This window comes from Streptomyces sp. SID12488, assembly GCF_010548275.1.
In the GTDB taxonomy this organism is placed as follows: domain Bacteria; phylum Actinomycetota; class Actinomycetes; order Streptomycetales; family Streptomycetaceae; genus Streptomyces.
The window spans coordinates 120,568-137,504 of the sequence record NZ_JAAGLT010000015.1; the positions used below are offsets into that span (position 1 = coordinate 120,568).

Sequence of the window (16,937 nt, forward strand, 5' to 3'; positions counted from 1 at the left end):
GCCCTGTCTGTTGCTGGATGTGAGCGAGGGGGATGGCGTGGCCGAGGACGTGATCAGTGCTCGTCTGCACGCGAGAGTTCGGCGGGACTTCCCGGATGCCGACGTTGCGCGGGGAGTGGTCGGTGCCCTGCGTGTGCTGGCCGACGAACTCGCCAACTCACGGCAGGACACGGAGCGGCTCTTGGCTGCGGCTGTGCTGAGTGCCGCCGGGGACGTCGACCAGTTCCGTGCGGCGATCCGCCTCGCACGGGCGGACTGGCGCGATCTCCTCATGGCGGGAGAGCTGGGTCACGGGAATTGGCCGCACGTGCTCGATGAGGAACTGGGTTCCCCGTAGCTGTCGGTCAGCCGTAGAACTTGTTGCGCTTGATGACTGCCTTGCGGATGTTGACCGTGGTCCCGCCCTGGTGGCTGCTCGCGCTGAAGACCTGGACGGCGATCCAGCCGCCGAAGATGACGGCGGCCAGGGTGATGAGCTGGGTGACGAACGCGGTCAGGGCCGCGATGAACGTGGTGAGCAGCAGCAGTCCGCCGCACACCGCGAGGAATCCGACACCCCCGAGGGCGACGTTCACCGCCGCGCGGGAGACGGCCGGCGGGGCGGCGACCGGTTCGGGCCGCACGGGGTCGATGGCGTAGCCGGTGACGACCCGCCCGTCCGGCAGGACGATGGACGCGACCGCCGGGACGGTGCCCGGCTGGACGGGAACGAGCGGCGCCGGAACGGCGACCAGGGGCTGTATCGGGGTGGGGTGGTGGACGTCCAGGGCCCGCTGTTCGGGCGCGGGTTGGGTGTGGTCGGGGTACATGCGGAATCCCTTCCGGCGGTAGGCCAGGGAGGTAGGGACACCCCCTGACGGATGGGCTGTGGAGGGGGTTTCAGGGGTCTGACCTGCAGTGCCTCCCTGACTCCCTGACGATCATTTGTGCAGGTCAGAGCCGGGGATGTGGGGCAGGGAGGGGGTTGGGGGTGTATCCCCGCCTCCCTGCCGTGAGAGGGTGCGCCTCCCTGCTACTCGACGGCGGAAGCGGAACCGTCGCCGTCGCGGTTGGCGAGGGCGCGCAGGACGTGATCGCGGTGGACGACCATGCGCCCGTTGGACTTCTTCGGCTCCTCGCCCTCGGCCTCCAGCACGCGCTTGAGGTCGCCGAACGTCCAGCCGTCATAGGCCGTCTCGTCCAGCACGGCGAGGCGCTTGAGGATGTCGAGCGTGAGCAGACGAGGTGCGTCACCCATCGCCCCGAGGATGTCCGCGAGCGCGTCCCGCTCCTCACCCCGCTCGATCAGGGTCAGCGGGGTGACTCCGTCGCGCAGCGCCTCGGCACGTTCGACGATGGCTTGGGCCGCTTCGTCGTCGATGTAGTGCGTGCGGACCGTGATGGACGCCTGCCCGGCGGGAATGGCGATGCCATCGGACGCGACGACCAGCGTTCCGCGGTCGAGCCCCGGACGCAGCAGGTTGGGGGCCGCACCGCCGTCAACTGCCTTGTCCCCCAGCGCCATCCGCGCCTGAGACTCTGTGCCCAGCGCGAGGGAGGCACGGGTGTGGGCGCCCTCGCGGACGAGCTTGGGGAGGTTCTGGTCGGTGGGGTCCTGCGTGCCCTGCCACATCAGGACGTTCACGGCACGGCCCTGGTTGTGGATCTTGCGGACCGCCATGTAGTACCGGGAGGTGGCCTTGGAGCCGCCGTAGGGGCGCTTCTCGTCGTCCTTGACGGGGCACATGAACGCGACCTGCGCCTCGTCGACCAGCACGATCAGCGGCGGGAACACCGTTTTGGGCGGGGCCTGGATCCGGCGGTTCATCTCGTCCACCGCGCCCTCGACCATCTCGGTCACCCGGATGACGTGGTCGTCGGTCGGGCCCTGGATGAACACGCTGGCCAGGCGCTCGAACATGGCCCAGTCGCCCACGCCCTTGAGGTCACCGATCAGGAACTGCACCGACTTGTCCAACGCGAGCCACAGCGCGAGGGAGCGTAGGGCGACGGTCTTGCCCTGGTTCGACAACCCAGTGATGAGCAGGTGGCGCTGATACACGCTCAGTGCCGCCATGTCGCCGCGCAGGTCCTGCCCCCAGGGCGCCTTGCCCTTGGTGTAGTCGGCGGTCATCGTCTCGTCGGTGACCAGCGGGGACGGGCCGATCGGCTCGTCCAGTGCACCCGAGTCGGCCACCCACAGCCGCACCGTGCGCGCCGCTTGCGGGATGGTGATGAACACTTCGTGCTCGTGCCGGGTGAGGTTCTCGGCGAGCTTGCGGCGCCGGTTCTGCACTTCGATCGTAGAGACCCCCGAGGGCAGGGTGACGTCGACTTCGACGCCGCATCCGGCGATCCGGATCGGTCCGAGCATGGACGCGCCGGCGTCGCCCATGTCCTTGATGGCGTTGCGCAGTGCGGGTACTCCGAGGTCGCGCAGGGCCTTGACGACGATGGACGGGGTGACCGGCTCACCCTCACCACTGCGGACGGTGGCGGGCAGCGCCCACTGCGGGGCGGCCTGCTGCTTGCTGCCGACCGCCCACAGCGCGAACAACGCGAGCAACGGGCCGACGATCAGCGCAGTACCCCACGTGACCTGCACAATCCGGATCAGCAGGGCGATGAACTCGATGGTCGCCTTCAGCGGGGTGATGACGTCGGTGATGTCGTGGTTGTTGATCGCCATGACGACCCCGAGGGCGACCAGCACGCCGATGCTCACCCCGGTACCGACCGCGATGCCCTTGGCGGCCTCTACGGGTGAGTGCAAGAGGTCCATGCGGCGGTGGTGGCGTGCCTGGCGGAAGCGCGTGAGCCGCTCCTCCCACTCCTCGGCGGCCTCCAGGTTCCCCGCCGCTTCGGCTGTGCGGATCATGCGTTCGTAGCGGGCGCCGGTCTTGCCGTCCCAGGTGCGGCGGGCCACGATCCGGCCCCCGTTAAACGTGTAGAGACTGTGCCGCGCCACCGCACGAACAGTGCTCTTCGTGTTCTCGTGCGTGACGGCGGTTTTGACGGCACGTCCGGAGCGCACCCACAACGGCGTCAGGGGCGCGGGCGGGGCGTCGGGTACCACGGTCAGCACGGTGGGGGTCACGTCCGGCTCAGGGCCGGTCGGCTCGGTTTTGGTGAGAGGGATGACGTTGTCGGTCATGCTGGTACTGCTCCTGACTGCCCCTCTTGCGGGGCGGGATGGGTGAGGGTGCCGGGGTGCCTGTGTCCGTGGAAAGAGGCGGGCACCCCGGCGGTTGTTGCGTGTGTCAGTGGTGGCGGGCGCGGTTCTCGGCATGGCTGAGCTGGGACGGCCCGGTACGCGGTCCGTTGACCCAGCAGAAGGGGCGGATGCCGTCGGCGGCGTTGAACACGCGGATCGCGGCGCCCTGCGGGGCGTCGGGCAGGGGGTAGACGCGACCGCGGTTCAAAGAGGCCAGCATCCGGGCGCCGTGGTGCTCACATCCGTCCGCGCCGGCGTTGACCGCGTCCAGGACGGTCACCACGGGCGGGCCGACGCACGGGGTCGGGTCCTGCGGATGAGCGGCGGGGCAACGGGCGTCCATGCTCACCACCACCCCGACGCCTTCTTGGCCGCCTTCTCGCGGGCAGCTTCCGTGATGAGTCGTTGCTTCTCGCCGTGCAGGGCGGCCAGTTCGGCCGTCAGCCGCATCTCAGCGTTGGCGGTGGTGGTGTCGATCTGCTGCTCGGCACGGGCGGTGCTCTTGCCGCGTACGACCTTGTAGGAGCCGCCGGCGATGGCGCGGGCCATGGCCCGACGCTCCGCACCGTTGAGCGGCCACGACTCGCCCCGCTTGACCGCCGTGAGCTTGGCGGCGGCCTTGTGTATCTCGCGGTCCAGACGGCGGATCTCGGACTTGGACACGGTCAGCCCTCTTTCGGGGTCGGCTCGGGGAAGGCGCACAGGACGCACATGCCGAGCGACGTCGGCATGCAGTAGCTGTAGATGACCTGGCAGTTGGGGCAGGTGCGGCGGGCCAGCATCGCCAGCGCGAGCGCACCCCACTTCCGGGACGTCATCGGCCGCACCGGAAGCGCGAGGTCGATCCGGTAGAGGTAGGCGACGCGCACCCCGCCGGCTCGCCGGTTGACGCGCATGACCTGCGCAGCTATCGGCTGGCCCCCCGGACGCAGTCCCCGCGCCCGTAACTGTCGGCGGGTGGCGAACTGCTCGTCGTCGGGAACGAACTTCCAGGGGAAGGTGGGGATGCCGTACCGGGCGCCGGTCGGGTCGAAGCACTTGCCGTAGGCGGCGGACATCAGGCGACCCGCTTCCAGGCGGCCCTGAGGCGGACCTCGGATGCGGAGTGGCCGGCCGCCCGGAAGCGGATGGCCATCTCCCGGTAGGACAGGGCGGGCGTCTGGCTGTGGCGGATCTCGTCGACCAGGTCGTCAAGCTCCTGGTCGGTGAGTGCGGGTACCGCTTCCAGCGAGCGGGCTGTGATGGGTTGGGTGGGTCCCCAGACGGGGAGTTCCCAGCGGGGTGTGACGTCGGGTGTGACGCGGCTCGTCACGCTGGTCAGCGCCCTGCCGGTGTCGTCTCCCTGACGCGCCGCTTCCAGCGTCGACCAGGCGCCGGCAAGGGATTTGGCGGTCTTTGCCTGGACGCGTGCGACGCGGGCCCCGGCGTGCGTCACGGCCGTCAGCCGCGTCTCCTCGGTCGCAGCCTCAGCCCGCAACCGGGCACGAGCAACGGCCGCTTCATCACGGGCCTCTTGCTGGATACCCCGGATCGCTCCGAGCGCGGACTGAGTCAGCGCTGTGCGCTCCCACAGTCCGTGCACAAGCCACAAGGCCTTCGCCGCGATCGGCAGCCACGCCACGGCAAGCCACGCGCCGGCGCCCTGCTCTGCGGTGAGCGCGTGGGCGACAAGGACACCAGCCGCGACCAGACCGAACGACCAACCGACGGCGGTCACGATGCGGTTGTGGTCCCCTTGCGCGGCGAGGCGGCGCTCGTAGGCGAGGGTAGCCAGCCACCCTCCGTCGATGCCGAGACCGACGACCAGCGCGACCGGCCACGGCACCGCCGTCCCGAGCCACATCATGACCACGGCCAGGGTGAGGACCATGGACACCGCCGTCATCGCGACAGCGGGCAGAACGGTCTTGGCCTTCATGCCGCACCCCCCACCGCGAGCACAGCGGCGACGATGAGCAGGGCGCCGCCGACGCAGGTGAGGTCGACCGCGCGCTTGAGGCCGGTGAACTTCGCCACCGCGATCCGGGACAGACCCGCGATGTCCGCGCCGATGTCCTCAGACAGGGCGGCGGCGATCTGCTCGGCGGTGAGCGTGGCCCACAGAGGGAACCCGCGCCCGCCGCTCAGGTTCGGGCGTACCGACCGCAGCAGCAGACCCGCCGCCGCGACCAGCGCGAGGATGCCCGTACCGCCGATGGTGAGGGCGGCGGTGTTGAGGGGGAGGTCGCGGGCGACGGTCCAGGTGCCGGCCAGGACCGCACCGACGAACGCCAGCAGTAGACCGGTCTTGGTGTCGGTCCGCGCGATCTCTGCTTTCACCTCGGTGTGCGCGGCCGTCAGGTTCTGTTCGGTGGTCCTCACGCGCCCACCTCCGGAAGGAGCGGCGCGGCGGTGTTGGCCAGTTCGCGGCCGACGGCGAGCACCTTGCGGCGGGCCCGGCGGAAACGCCGGACGTCCAGCTCGGTGGGGGTGCGGTCCATGGTGGTGATCTGCGCGTCCAGCAGGTCGACCTGCGCGAGGATCAGCGGCATTTCGCGGTCGATGCCGTCCAGCTCAGCGGCCGTCGGCTCCATCCAGTCGGCGAACGCGGTAACAGTGTCCTGAACAGTGACGATGTGCTTCATGGGTCGTGGTCTCCCGAGAAGGTGTTACGGCCCGAAAGCACCCCCGGAGCTGTAACTCCGGGGGTGCGCGCCGTTGATGTGGTGGGTTGGTCAGCTCGTGCGGCCGTAGGCCTCGTTCAGCTCCGCCACCGCGTCCGTGCACTCGCCGGACGTGATGCGGTCGTAGACCTCCTGGCCGCTCTTGACGGCCTCGGGGGAGGTCAGGTCGGTCGGCTCCTGCGGCTTCATGCCGAACATGCGGGACTCCTGACGTGTCCTAGGTGTGGGCCGGCGCCGAACGGATCGGCGGGCCACGTGCCCCTGCCTGCTTTGCTGCGTACGCCCGTGTGGCCGGGCAGGGACTGAGATTTCGTCGACGGTCATCACCCGGCCGTCGCGGGGGCGGGATTCAAGGTCCCGCCAATGCAAATCACTGTTCAGTTTTCAAGGAACGACCAGGTCAGGGCCCCACGTAAAGGCGAGCTATCCCGAACCAGCACGGCTACGAAGCAGCCCAAAGAAGGCTCTTCCGATCCGCTGTCCTAGGACTGCGACCGGCCTGAGAAGACGATGACACGCAGTCCCAGGACTGTCAACAGTCCTGGGACTGTGCTTCACTGGGACGCGTTGAAGGGAGTTCGGCTTGGCACCCAAGTGGCGTGAGCTGGCTGATCGGCTCGCGGAAGAGATCAGGAACGGCGACTATGCGCCGGGGGCTCAGTTGCCCCAGATCAGAGACCTTGTCGAGGCTGGGGAGGGCTCCAAGTCCACGGTCCATCAGGCGTACAAAGCGCTTGAGGCCGAGGGACTGGTGACGTCGGTACGCGGACACGGCACGGTCGTGCGCCCACGCACCCCGCTCAAGCGGCTCGGGGTTGCGCGGTACGACAAAGCGAAGTGGCGCGATGGCGATGAAGTCGCGTTCATCGCGGACCGTGTGGCGTCAGGACGTGAATACAAGCGCAATGAGCAGACACAGACCGTGAGCCGCGTCGAGGCGAGCGCTGCCGTCGCCGAAGGGCTCGGCGTCCCGATCGGCTCCGGGGTGTACGCACGCGCCCGCCTGGTGAAGGAGGGCACCCAACCCACCCACACTCTGACCAGCTACTACCGGCCCGAACATGTCGAGGGGACACGCATCGTCGACCCCACACCGGGCCCTGCCGGCCGTGGCGGCGGATACAGGGTGCTGTACGACGCGGGTTACGAGATCGACCACATGCGAGAGGCGCTGTTCGCCCGTGTCCCCACGGCGGACGAGGTGAAGCTCTTGCAGTTGCCGCCGGGCGAACCTGTCGTGGAACTGCACCGCACCACCTACACGGCCGAGGGCACGGTCGTCGAGTACGCCATCGGCATCCACTCGGCATCGCGCTTCGCATGGGAGTACGACTTCAAGGTTCCGGACTCGGCACAGGACGGAGAGAGTCAGAAATGATCTCGGCACAGGCATGGGCGGACGCCCGACTTCTGTGGGACTACCACCTCATGCACCACGCCCCACGGCCCTGCTCGGTCGCCGTCGGCCTGGGGAGCCACGACCTTGGCGTGGCCGATGTGGCAGCGGAGCTGTATCACCAGGGCATGGCCCCGGTGATCGTGTTCACCGGGGCCACCAGCCCTACGACCCGAGCACGTATGCCGCGCGGCGAGGCCGTCCATTACCGCGAGCGGGCGTTGCAGCTCGGGGTGCCCGACTCCGCCGTATTGCTGGAGCCGCGCGCCACGAACACCGGCGAGAACATCGAGTTCACGAAGGCGGTACTGGTCGAAGCCGGCATCAAGGCCTCGTCTGTCCTACTCGTCAGCAAGCCGTACGAAGAGCGACGCTCGTACGCCATGATGCGAAAGCTCTGGCCTGAGGTCGAGGTGGTGTGCGCGTCCAGCCCGCTGGGCTTGGAGGAGTACGCCGACTCCATCGGGAATGCCCGCATGGTGATCGACATGATCGTAGGCGCCCTGCAACGAGTGCTTGTCTTTCCAGGCTTGGGTCTGGCTATTGAGCAGGTGGTGCCGGAAGCCGCGGTGGCCGCTTACGAGCGGTTGTGCGGCGCGGGTTTCACCAGCCGAATCATCCCTGAGGCAACCAGCGCTTGAGTTAGCGCCGCCCGGTAAGGGCAACGGCAGGCTCATCCCAGTAGCAATCTTCTTGATTTCTTCGACGATCGGGAAGTCCATTCCATATCCAGTAGCCCGCCCGGATCCCGCTGGGCGGGCTACTGCGTTTCTTGAGTGCATCGAGGGCTTCACCAGCCGCCTCTTGCTGACGGATGTCGCCGACTGCTCTGGCCGTGCGAGCACCCGGCCGTGCTGTGCCGGGCAGACTCCCGGCCCCGCTCGGGGCTGCGCTCATGTCTTCGGCTCGCGCTGCCTCGGCTGCCCCGATGCCCGCCCACATGTGGATAGGGACTGGGGCCAAGAGTCGAGCAACCGACGTGCGCGTCCCACTGTTGAAAATATGCCTCCAGCGGGGGATCGGCGGACGCCAGGATGGAGAGGGCATCGTCCGGACTGCGGGCACATCGTGGCGTGCATGGGTGGGCTCCCCCGCTCCACGGGTGTGTAGGTCGACGACGGACGGGATGGGAGGCGCGGGCTGCTGTTTTCTCCTGGGATCCCTCCGCTGTCCACAAAAGGATCGGCAGGAAAGGCATCGTGTGCCAACCTGATCAAAAGCTCGATCGGAAGGCTAGAAGAGTCATGACATTTCCTGAGGACCGTCGGCACCACCTGGCTGGCGCGTTGACGCACATGGCATCGCGACTCTCTGACCACATTGACCGGGTCGATCATGGCAACGTGGCAGCGATTGACGACCTTGCCGTCACCCTCCGGTCGCTCGTTGGAGCAGGCAAGGGGAACGCCGTACTACTCACAGCCTGTCGAGTGTTCAGGCTTGATCAACCCACGATTCAAGCTTCACGCGCACCGGCAGGTTCTGGATCCTACCTGTCAATAGGGTCGATACCTGTAGAGGAACCGGGCGCTACCCTTCATGGGGCCCGAGAATTGAAGCTTTCTAAATGGGTTCAGGAACCCGTGCTTCGCTTCACCATGAAATCTGGAACTGTTTCGTACAGTTGGGACAAGTTCATCCGCGAATACGCCAACAAGTGGGGCGGAGCCCATTTTGATTCTGAGATTCCTGACGAACTCTTCACGATTGACCGACATGCGGCGGCCGGCGTTGTCATGAGTACCTATCTGCTACGCACCGCCGGAGTGGCTGTATGGGGGATGGTGCAGAGCGTTCTGACTAAGATCCTTAAACCGAATGCCGAAGCTGGAGAAGTAAAGTTTTTTGCCGCCCCGGGGGCGAGCTCGCCAATGCCCGACTACAAGAAACAATGCGGGCAATTGCAGTGGCTTACGCTGTCAACCGACAACATGGATTTCGGCTGGTACGTGGATGACGACAGCCAGCAAAACATTATGAGGCTATCTTTCGGTGCCATCCCCTACGATATTCACTACCAGTTCGAGGATATCGGCCAGGAAGAGAAATTTAAGCATTCAGTGCCTCAAGGGCCGCGCCATGAGTCGCTCGAATCACCTATTGTTGTAGACCCCTCACGTAAAGGTATCGCCACGGGAGTCGCGATATCGATTCAGCAATTGGCGACACTGTCCGGGCGGTGACCTGACGACAGTGCAGCAGTGGATCCAACGGACGCCAGCAGGCCATCGGTACAAGTGGCGAAGGTGTCGGCCCGAGGGTAGCGATCATCCCAAGTTGCTTCGGAACGAAGTTGTATGGCGGATTTTATGTGGCCAACCTACGGGCCCAAAGTTGGTTTACGTGAGCTCCGTGCCGATTATACAACCAAGTTGGAGTAGGTGGCGCTCCTGAAGTAGCGACGCAGTAGTCGCCGTAGGCTGAAAGTAGGGCGCCAACTCGGCTCGATCTAAGTTCCTCATCTGTGCAATCTGCGAGCGCCTCCAGGCGTCGGTCGAGTAGTTCGCTCTTCGAATGAGCCGAATGCCATGCTGCAACTTCCGACCATTGCGTGAAGGCAGCTCCAGATGCCAGGGCAACAACTATCAAACGAGCCAAGATTAAGTTCTGCCCATCGGACGCGAGGGGAATGGCCACAAGTACAGCAGTTACTGCGACGACCACAAACCCCCACAGGATTCTTCCGTAGTAGTCGGCAGCCTCCTTGTACATAAACTTGTTCCAGAATGCGTTCTCCTGGAGGTGGTCGCATAGGCGTCGCATTCCAACAGGAGCAGTACTAGAAAAATAATTTGGGGGGACTGGTTCGGGAAGTGCCTCTCCCTGCCGGGGCCAAACTCGAATCAGCCAATTATTTAGATCCACTCGCTCCTCGGCCGCTCCCAGAGCATCTAGCAGCAACCCTCTCGTTCGTCCTTCCTCTCCCTCGTTATGGCGGTTCCCGGCACCCCGCCGAACAGACCACACGTAAACTTGTACGCCGAGAGCAAGTAATGCCGGAATGTAGGTATAGGGATTTGCAATAAAGATTGACAAGACGCTCAGTAGAAATGTGGCCACCTGAAGCCATCTGCTTCTTCTGTATAGCTCTCCAGCCTTCTCTAGCTGACTATTGGCCAGAGCGATGATCTCAGAAGACGATAGTTGGGAATTGTTCACCGAGCAAGCACCTCCAGCATTCTATGGATCCCGCAGTGTCACCCTGTGCGGCCAGTTCAAGCGCATCTTGAGCCGTCAGTGCAGCTTTCCTAATGACACTTTTTCCGTGGCCCGTCACCTTATCGGGCTTATTCGCGTCGGCATCTCTGAAGAAAGCAGCAAGTGCCTCGGGTGGTGTGGGCATTTTTGTCCACTTGAGGAAGGTTCGGCTCATGACGCCTTCGATTTCATATGAAGGGATCGGGCTGCCGTTCGCTCGGCTCCACCACTTTGCTAGGCGGATAGCCTGCTTGAATTCGTCGCCGAGCTGTAGAGAGAGCTGCTCGATTCGTTGATCCTGTCCCGCAGGATCATAATTAATCCAGGCTCCCTGTTCGGCGGGAATCTTGAAGAGCGAATGGCCTGACGTATTTTTTCCTGCGATAAGCGCAGGTACAACGTCAATTCCTGGACCGTCATTTAGTGTAATGTGAACCGCACTGTCAAAGTCTTCGATGCTGGCATATGTGCGCGCCAGATAGCTCGAGATAGCACTAATTGCCAGGTTCGAATTTTCCATCATTTTCGGATCATCGTTAATTATGGCGATGATGTCCACGTCTGAAAACTTTCGAATTGCCGTGGATCGTGCCATAGAGCCTGTTACGGTACATTCCTGTACTAGCGGACAATCCATTAGGATCTCGCGAACCGACTCTGCTCGGTTTAAGGCCTCGTCCCTCTCAGGCACGGTCAGACTGATGCGGTCTAGCAGTACGTGAAAGTTCTTTGTTGGTGAGTTGTTCATGGAGTTCTGTACATCCGATTCCTGCTTACTTTGGTGCGTGGGTGCCGCTATATGCCTCAACGGTTCCTCGCAAGTCAGCTCTCCGACAGCGACTGCAGCCACAGGCAAGCTAGATGCTTCAGTCCCTTGCGCGGAGAGGATCGGCATGAACACGTTGCCAGCATGCCAGTTGGTGATCTGTGAGGAGCCTGAACCGGAGCATCAGGTGGTGGCACTGGCCCCTCCCTTTGTCATACGAGCCCACTAGGTAGCGCCTCATGGCGACAACCGGTGGCACGCCAGAACTGTGCGACAGAGGACTGTCAACCACTGTCAACGACGGCTCGCTGAGGTTGAGAGGGACCGCTGACCCGGCGTGCCACGATTGCCGAAGTCACCTGGGCGTCCCGGCAGCAGATCACCTCCGCCCTTACAAGGCGGATTTCACCAGCACCGACGCGCATCCGTGCCCCATATCTCGGCAGGTCGGAGCCCATCTCCGGGGCCGTCTGTGGGCCGTCCGAGGGTGGCCGACGACGACCAGCAACGACGGTCAACGACCACCCCCCGAACCTTCCGGCGCAGGTCACACGAATCGATCTGCGACACTGGTACAGCCATGCCTAAGCCCGGAGAACTCACATTCGTCGCCCCGCGCGGAGCTCAGAAGCCGCCGCGGCATCTTGCCGATCTCACGCCCGCCGAGCGTAAAGAGGCCGTTGCCGCGATCGGTGAGAAGCCGTTTCGTGCCAAGCAGCTCTCGCAGCACTACTTCGCGCGGTTCGCGCACGACCCGGCCGAGTGGACGGACATCCCGGCCGCCTCGCGCGGCAAGCTCCAGGAAGCGCTGCTTCCGGAGCTGATGACGGTCGTCCGCCATCTGTCGACCGACCAGGACACCACCCGTAAGACACTGTGGCGGATGGTCGACGGGACGCTCGTCGAGTCGGTGCTCATGCGGTACCCGGACCGGGTGACCATGTGCATCAGCTCGCAGGCGGGGTGCGGGATGAACTGCCCGTTCTGCGCGACCGGGCAGGCCGGGCTGGACCGGAACCTGTCCACCGCCGAGATCGTGCACCAGATCGTGGACGGGATGCGTGCGCTTCGGGACGGGGAGATCCCCGGTGGCCCCGCGCGGCTCTCCAACATCGTCTTCATGGGGATGGGCGAGCCGCTCGCCAACTACAAGCGCGTCGTCGGTGCCATCCGTGCCCTGACCGACCCCGCTCCGGACGGCATGGGGCTGTCGCAGCGCGGGATCACCCTCTCGACCGTCGGGCTCGTGCCGGCCATCAACCGGTTCTCCGACGAGGGTTTCAAGTGCCGGCTCGCCATCTCCCTGCACGCGCCCGACGACGAGCTGCGCGACACCCTCGTCCCCGTCAACACGCGGTGGAGGGTCCGGGAGGTCCTGGACGCCGGGTGGGAGTACGCGGCGAAGTCGGGGCGCCGACTGTCCATCGAGTACGCGCTGATCCGGGACATCAACGACCAGGCCTGGCGCGGTGACCGCCTCGGGCGGCTGCTCAGGGGCAAGCCCGTGCACGTCAACCTGATCCCGCTGAACCCGACTCCGGGGTCCAAGTGGACCGCCTCGCGGCCCGAGGACGAGAAGGCGTTCGTCGAGGCCATCGCCGCGCACGGAGTGCCTGTCACCGTTCGGGACACCCGGGGGCAGGAAATCGACGGGGCGTGCGGGCAGCTGGCGGCCACCGAGCGGTAGGCTTACGCCGTACCTACATATCTTCATATTCCGACAGGGGAGCGCCACAGCGCTGAGAGTGCGGCAGCCAGATCACATTGGTGGGCCGCAGACCCTCTGAACCTCGCCCAGGTCATTCTGGGTAGGAAGTTCGGTCATCACTCTTGCTGTTGCGCCCTGCCCGGAAACCTTCACGGGGTTCCGGGCAGGGCCGCGTCTCTTCCTGGTCATCCCAGGAGGAAAATTCCAGTGAGCATCACCAGGCAGGTCACGGCCCTGGCCGTCGGGCTCGGGCTTGTCAGCTTGTCCGCGTGCGGGTCGGAGGACGGCGGCAGCGGTTCGGCGGCCGGCTCCAAGACCGTCACCCTTGTCAGCCATGACTCGTGGGCCGTGTCGAAGAGCGTCCTCGCCGCCTTCGAGAAGCAGTCCGGGTACACCGTCAGGGTCCTCAAGGACGGCGACGCCGGCCAGGCCGTCAACAAGGCGATCCTGACCAAGGGCAACCCGCAGGGCGATGTCTTCTTCGGCGTCGACAACACCCTGCTCTCCCGCGCGCTCGACAACGGGCTGTTCCAGTCGTACGAGGTGAAGGACGCCGCCGCGATCCTGCCCGTGTACCGGACCGACGAGGCCGAGCACCGGGTCACCCCGATCGACACCGGCGACATCTGCGTCAACTACGACAAGGCCTGGTTCAGCGAGCACAAGCTGACCCCGCCCGAGTCCTTCGACGATCTGATCAAGCCCGCCTACAAGGATCTCCTTGTCACGGAGAACGCCTCCACCTCCTCGCCCGGACTCGGGTTCCTGCTCGGCAGCGCCGCCAAGTACGGCGATGACGGGTGGGCCGCGTACTGGACGAAGCTGAAGGCGAACGGCGTGAAGGTCGTCGACGGCTGGGAGCAGGCGTACAACGAGGAGTTCTCCGGGTCGGCCGGCGGCAAGAAGGCCAAGGCCGACCGGCCGCTCGTCGTCTCGTACGCCTCCTCGCCGCCCGCCGAGGTGATCTTCGCCGACCCGAAGCCGACCACCGCTCCGACCGGCGTCGCGACCGGCACCTGCTTCCGGCAGATCGAGTACGCCGGGCTGCTCAGCAACGCCGGCAACAGCGAGGGCGGCAAGGCGCTGCTCGACTTCCTCGTCGGCAAGTTCTTCCAGGAGGACATGCCGCTCAACATGTTCGTGTATCCCGTGCGGGAGGGTGCCAAGGTACCCGCCGAGTTCACCGAGTTCGGGCCGCAGGCCAAGGACCCCGAGACCATGGACCCCGCGAAGATCGCCGAACACCGTGACCAGTGGGTCAAGTCGTGGACATCGCTCGTACTGAAGTAACCGAAGTGGCTGAAGCAGCCGGCGTAGTCGAAACGGGCCGTGCGGTCGCTCGTGGGAAGGGTGCCGCCGTGCGCGGGGCCCTGCTCGCGCTGCCTGTCGTCTTCTTCGCGCTCTTCTTCGCCTACCCCGTCGCCGCGATCGTCGCGCGCGGTCTGCACGTCGACGGGGTCTGGCGGCTGGGGCAGGTGGGGGGCGTGCTGGGGGACTCCGGCATCCGGCATGTCCTCTGGTTCACCACCTGGCAGGCGCTCGCCTCCACCGTGCTCACGCTGCTGATCGCGCTCCCCGGCGCGTATGTCTTCGCGCGCTTCGATTTCAGGGGCAAGCAGATTCTGCGGGCCGTGGTCACTGTGCCGTTCGTGCTGCCGACCGTCGTCGTCGGTACGGCGTTCCTGGCGCTGGTCGGACGCGGTGGGCTGCTCGACGAGTTGTGGGGCGTACGGCTGGACACGACCGTGTGGGCGATCCTGTTCGCGCACGTCTTCTTCAACTACGCCGTCGTCGTACGGACCGTCGGTGGGCTCTGGGCGCAGCTCGACCCGCGCCAGGAGGAGGCGGCGCGGGTGCTCGGCGCCTCGCGGTTCGCGGCCTGGCGGCAGGTCACCCTGCCCGCCCTGGCACCCGCCGTCGCCGCCGCCGCGCTCATGGTCTTCCTCTTCACCTTCACCTCCTTCGGCGTGGTGCAGATCCTCGGCGGACCGACCTTCGCCACCCTCGAAGTGGAGATCTACCGGCAGACCTCGGAGATCTTCGACCTCGGTACGGCCGCCGTGCTGACCATCGTCCAGTTCGTGGCGGTGGGCGCGGTCCTGGCCGTGCACGCCCGCACGGTACGGCGGCGGGAGAGCGTGCTGCGGCTCGTGGCGCCGGAGACCACCGCACGCCGACCGCGCGGCCGGGGCCAGTGGGCGCTGCTCGGCGGGGTGCTGGTGAGCATCGCCGTCCTGCTGGTGCTGCCGCTGGCCGTGCTCGTGCAGCGGTCGTTCGCCACACCCGGCGGTACCGGTCCTGGCTATTACGAGGCGCTCACCCGTGACGACTCCGGCATCTTCCTGGTGGCGCCGATCGCCGCCATCGGGAACTCGCTCCAGTACGCCGTCGCCGCCACCTGCATCGCCGTCGTCGTGGGGTCGCTGGCCGCCGTGGCGCTCACCCGGCGCGATGCCGGGCGGATCGTACGGGGGTTCGACGCGCTGTTGATGCTGCCGCTCGGGGTGTCGGCGGTGACCGTGGGCTTCGGGTTCCTCATCGCGCTCGACGAGCCGCCGCTGGATCTGCGCGGCAGCTGGATCCTCGTACCGCTCGCGCAGGCGCTGGTCGGGGTGCCGTTCGTCGTGCGGACCATGCTGCCGGTGCTGCGGGCCGTGGACGGGCGGTTGCGGGAGGCGGCGGCCGTGCTCGGGGCCTCGCCCTGGCGGGTCTGGCGCGAGGTCGATCTGCCGATCGTGCGGCGGGCGTTGCTGGTCGCGGCCGGGTTCGCGTTCGCCGTGTCGCTGGGTGAGTTCGGGGCGACCGTGTTCATCGCCCGGCCCGACAATCCGACCCTGCCGGTCGCCGTGGCACGCCTGCTGGGCCGCCCCGGGGACCTCAACTACGGCCAGGCGATGGCCCTTTCGACGATCTTGATGCTGGTGTGCGCGGTGGCCCTGCTCGTGCTGGAGCGGCTGCGGACCGACCGGACGGGGGAGTTCTGACCATGCTCAGTCTCGACGGAGCGACGGTACGGTTCGGGACGCGGGCCGTGCTCGACGGCGTCGGCCTGGATGTCGCCGAGCACGAGATCGTGTGCGTGCTCGGACCGAGCGGCAGTGGAAAATCGACACTGCTGCGGGCGGTCGCCGGACTCCAACCCCTGGACGCGGGGCGGGTTTTGCTCGACGGCCGGGACCTCGCCGGGGTGCCCGCGCACAAGCGCGAGGTCGGCCTGATGTTCCAGGACCACCAGCTGTTCCCGCAGCGGGACGTCGGCGGGAACGTCGCCTTCGGGCTGCGTATGCACCACGTACCCAAGGTTCAGCAGGATGTCCGTGTACGGCAGTTGCTGGACCTGGTCGGGCTGCCGGGCGCCGCTGGACGTGCCGTGGCCGCGCTCTCCGGTGGGGAACAGCAGCGCGTCGCCCTCGCCCGCGCTCTCGCGCCCCGCCCCCGGCTGCTGATGCTCGACGAACCGCTCGGCCAGCTGGACCGCTCGCTGCGCGAGCGGCTCGTCGTCGAACTCCGGGAACTCTTCGGCCGGTTGGGCACCACCGTGCTCGCCGTCACCCACGACCAGGGCGAGGCCTTCGCCCTGGCCGACCGGGTGATCGTGATGCGCGACGGGCGAATCGCCCAGTCCGGTACGCCACTTGAGGTCTGGCAGCAGCCCGTCGACGAGTTCGTGGCACGCTTCCTCGGCTTCGACAACGTCGTCGAGGCGACGGTGAGCGGGCAGGTCGCGGACACCCCCTGGGGCAAGGTTCCGGTCCCCGAGGGCGCGGAACAGGGGGTGCGCACGCTGCTCGTACGGCCCGCCGGTGTGCGACTGGTGCCCGCCGCCGAGGGACTGCGCTGCACGGTGGCCGCGCGCACCTTCCGGGGTACGCATGTCGCCGTACAGCTCCAGCCCGAGGACGCGCCCCGGCTGGAGGCCGCGTGCGCGCTGCGCGAGGCGCCGACGCCGGGGGACGAGGTCGGGGTGACCTTCGACGCGGCCGAAATTGTCGTGCTCGGCTGACGGGACCGCC

At 66.4% G+C, this 16,937-nt stretch carries 18 protein-coding genes and 1 riboswitch; of the genes, 8 read left to right on the plus strand and 10 right to left on the minus strand.

From position 1 onward, the window contains the following. Window positions 1-37: 37 nt before the first annotated feature. The gene (locus tag G3I56_RS23060; protein ID WP_164411908.1) at window positions 38-337 is read left to right on the plus strand and encodes a hypothetical protein; all 300 of its coding nucleotides are present in this window, start codon (window positions 38-40) and stop codon (window positions 335-337) included. 7 nt (window positions 338-344) lie between these two features. Here G3I56_RS23060 and G3I56_RS23065 read toward each other — a convergent pair whose 3' ends face one another. The 9 genes from G3I56_RS23065 to G3I56_RS43275 form a co-directional block, all read right to left on the minus strand. Next, entirely contained in the window at window positions 345-809 is a 465-nt protein-coding gene (locus G3I56_RS23065) for a hypothetical protein (RefSeq protein ID WP_164411910.1), read from the minus strand. 203 nt (window positions 810-1,012) lie between these two features. Then, the gene (locus tag G3I56_RS23070) at window positions 1,013-3,133 is read right to left on the minus strand and encodes an FtsK/SpoIIIE domain-containing protein (protein WP_164411912.1); all 2,121 of its coding nucleotides are present in this window, start codon (window positions 3,131-3,133) and stop codon (window positions 1,013-1,015) included. A 106-nt stretch (window positions 3,134-3,239) separates the two neighbouring features. Then, window positions 3,240-3,548: a hypothetical protein gene (locus G3I56_RS23075; RefSeq protein WP_343240033.1), complete on the minus strand. Its 309-nt coding sequence runs from the start codon at window positions 3,546-3,548 to the stop codon at window positions 3,240-3,242. Continuing rightward, window positions 3,539-3,856, minus strand: a complete 318-nt coding sequence (locus G3I56_RS23080; protein WP_164411916.1) for a hypothetical protein — start codon at window positions 3,854-3,856, stop codon at window positions 3,539-3,541. Before G3I56_RS23080 ends, G3I56_RS23075 begins: the two co-directional genes overlap by 10 nt. A gap of 2 nt (window positions 3,857-3,858) precedes the next feature. After that, window positions 3,859-4,251, minus strand: coding sequence for an RRQRL motif-containing zinc-binding protein (locus G3I56_RS23085; protein WP_164411918.1), 393 nt, complete (start codon window positions 4,249-4,251; stop codon window positions 3,859-3,861). After that, window positions 4,251-5,111 carry a protein spdB gene (locus G3I56_RS23090; protein ID WP_164411920.1) on the minus strand — a complete coding sequence of 287 codons (861 nt, stop codon included), beginning with the start codon at window positions 5,109-5,111 and terminating at the stop codon, window positions 4,251-4,253. The genes G3I56_RS23085 and G3I56_RS23090 overlap by 1 nt, the downstream gene beginning before the upstream one ends. Next, window positions 5,108-5,554: a Pycsar system effector family protein gene (locus G3I56_RS23095; RefSeq protein ID WP_164411922.1), complete on the minus strand. Its 447-nt coding sequence runs from the start codon at window positions 5,552-5,554 to the stop codon at window positions 5,108-5,110. Before G3I56_RS23095 ends, G3I56_RS23090 begins: the two co-directional genes overlap by 4 nt. Continuing rightward, window positions 5,551-5,817 (minus strand): DUF6284 family protein, encoded by a 267-nt coding sequence (locus G3I56_RS23100; protein WP_164411924.1) that lies wholly within the window; start codon window positions 5,815-5,817, stop codon window positions 5,551-5,553. The genes G3I56_RS23095 and G3I56_RS23100 overlap by 4 nt, the downstream gene beginning before the upstream one ends. A 90-nt stretch (window positions 5,818-5,907) precedes the next feature. Next, window positions 5,908-6,054 (minus strand): hypothetical protein, encoded by a 147-nt coding sequence (locus tag G3I56_RS43275; RefSeq protein ID WP_203690447.1) that lies wholly within the window; start codon window positions 6,052-6,054, stop codon window positions 5,908-5,910. A 385-nt stretch (window positions 6,055-6,439) separates the two neighbouring features. On the opposite strand from G3I56_RS43275, the gene G3I56_RS23105 reads away from it, so the two are divergent. The 3 genes from G3I56_RS23105 to G3I56_RS23115 all read left to right on the plus strand — a co-directional run bounded on the left by G3I56_RS23105 (window position 6,440) and on the right by G3I56_RS23115 (window position 9,435). Next, the gene (locus G3I56_RS23105) at window positions 6,440-7,234 is read left to right on the plus strand and encodes a GntR family transcriptional regulator (RefSeq protein ID WP_164411926.1); all 795 of its coding nucleotides are present in this window, start codon (window positions 6,440-6,442) and stop codon (window positions 7,232-7,234) included. Beyond that, window positions 7,231-7,893, plus strand: coding sequence for a YdcF family protein (locus G3I56_RS23110; protein WP_164411928.1), 663 nt, complete (start codon window positions 7,231-7,233; stop codon window positions 7,891-7,893). The genes G3I56_RS23105 and G3I56_RS23110 overlap by 4 nt, the downstream gene beginning before the upstream one ends. A 702-nt stretch (window positions 7,894-8,595) precedes the next feature. Beyond that, window positions 8,596-9,435, plus strand: coding sequence for a hypothetical protein (locus tag G3I56_RS23115; RefSeq protein ID WP_164411930.1), 840 nt, complete (start codon window positions 8,596-8,598; stop codon window positions 9,433-9,435). A 947-nt stretch (window positions 9,436-10,382) separates the two neighbouring features. Here the strand turns inward: G3I56_RS23115 and G3I56_RS23120 are convergent. Then, window positions 10,383-11,009: a hypothetical protein gene (locus G3I56_RS23120; RefSeq protein WP_164411932.1), complete on the minus strand. Its 627-nt coding sequence runs from the start codon at window positions 11,007-11,009 to the stop codon at window positions 10,383-10,385. 787 nt (window positions 11,010-11,796) lie between these two features. Here G3I56_RS23120 and rlmN point away from each other — a divergent pair. From rlmN to G3I56_RS23140, 4 genes are all read left to right on the plus strand, one after another. Continuing rightward, window positions 11,797-12,903 carry a 23S rRNA (adenine(2503)-C(2))-methyltransferase RlmN gene (gene rlmN / locus G3I56_RS23125; protein ID WP_164411935.1) on the plus strand — a complete coding sequence of 369 codons (1,107 nt, stop codon included), beginning with the start codon at window positions 11,797-11,799 and terminating at the stop codon, window positions 12,901-12,903. A 25-nt stretch (window positions 12,904-12,928) separates the two neighbouring features. Further along, window positions 12,929-13,049: riboswitch (TPP riboswitch) on the plus strand. An 82-nt stretch (window positions 13,050-13,131) separates the two neighbouring features. Beyond that, window positions 13,132-14,214: a thiamine ABC transporter substrate-binding protein gene (locus G3I56_RS23130; RefSeq protein ID WP_164411937.1), complete on the plus strand. Its 1,083-nt coding sequence runs from the start codon at window positions 13,132-13,134 to the stop codon at window positions 14,212-14,214. Window positions 14,215-14,282: 68 nt separating this feature from the next. Further along, window positions 14,283-15,908: an iron ABC transporter permease gene (locus G3I56_RS23135; protein ID WP_343240034.1), complete on the plus strand. Its 1,626-nt coding sequence runs from the start codon at window positions 14,283-14,285 to the stop codon at window positions 15,906-15,908. A gap of 2 nt (window positions 15,909-15,910) precedes the next feature. Beyond that, a complete protein-coding gene (locus G3I56_RS23140; protein ID WP_164411941.1) occupies window positions 15,911-16,927 on the plus strand; it encodes an ABC transporter ATP-binding protein in 1,017 nt (338 codons plus the stop codon). Window positions 16,928-16,937 lie beyond the last annotated feature (10 nt).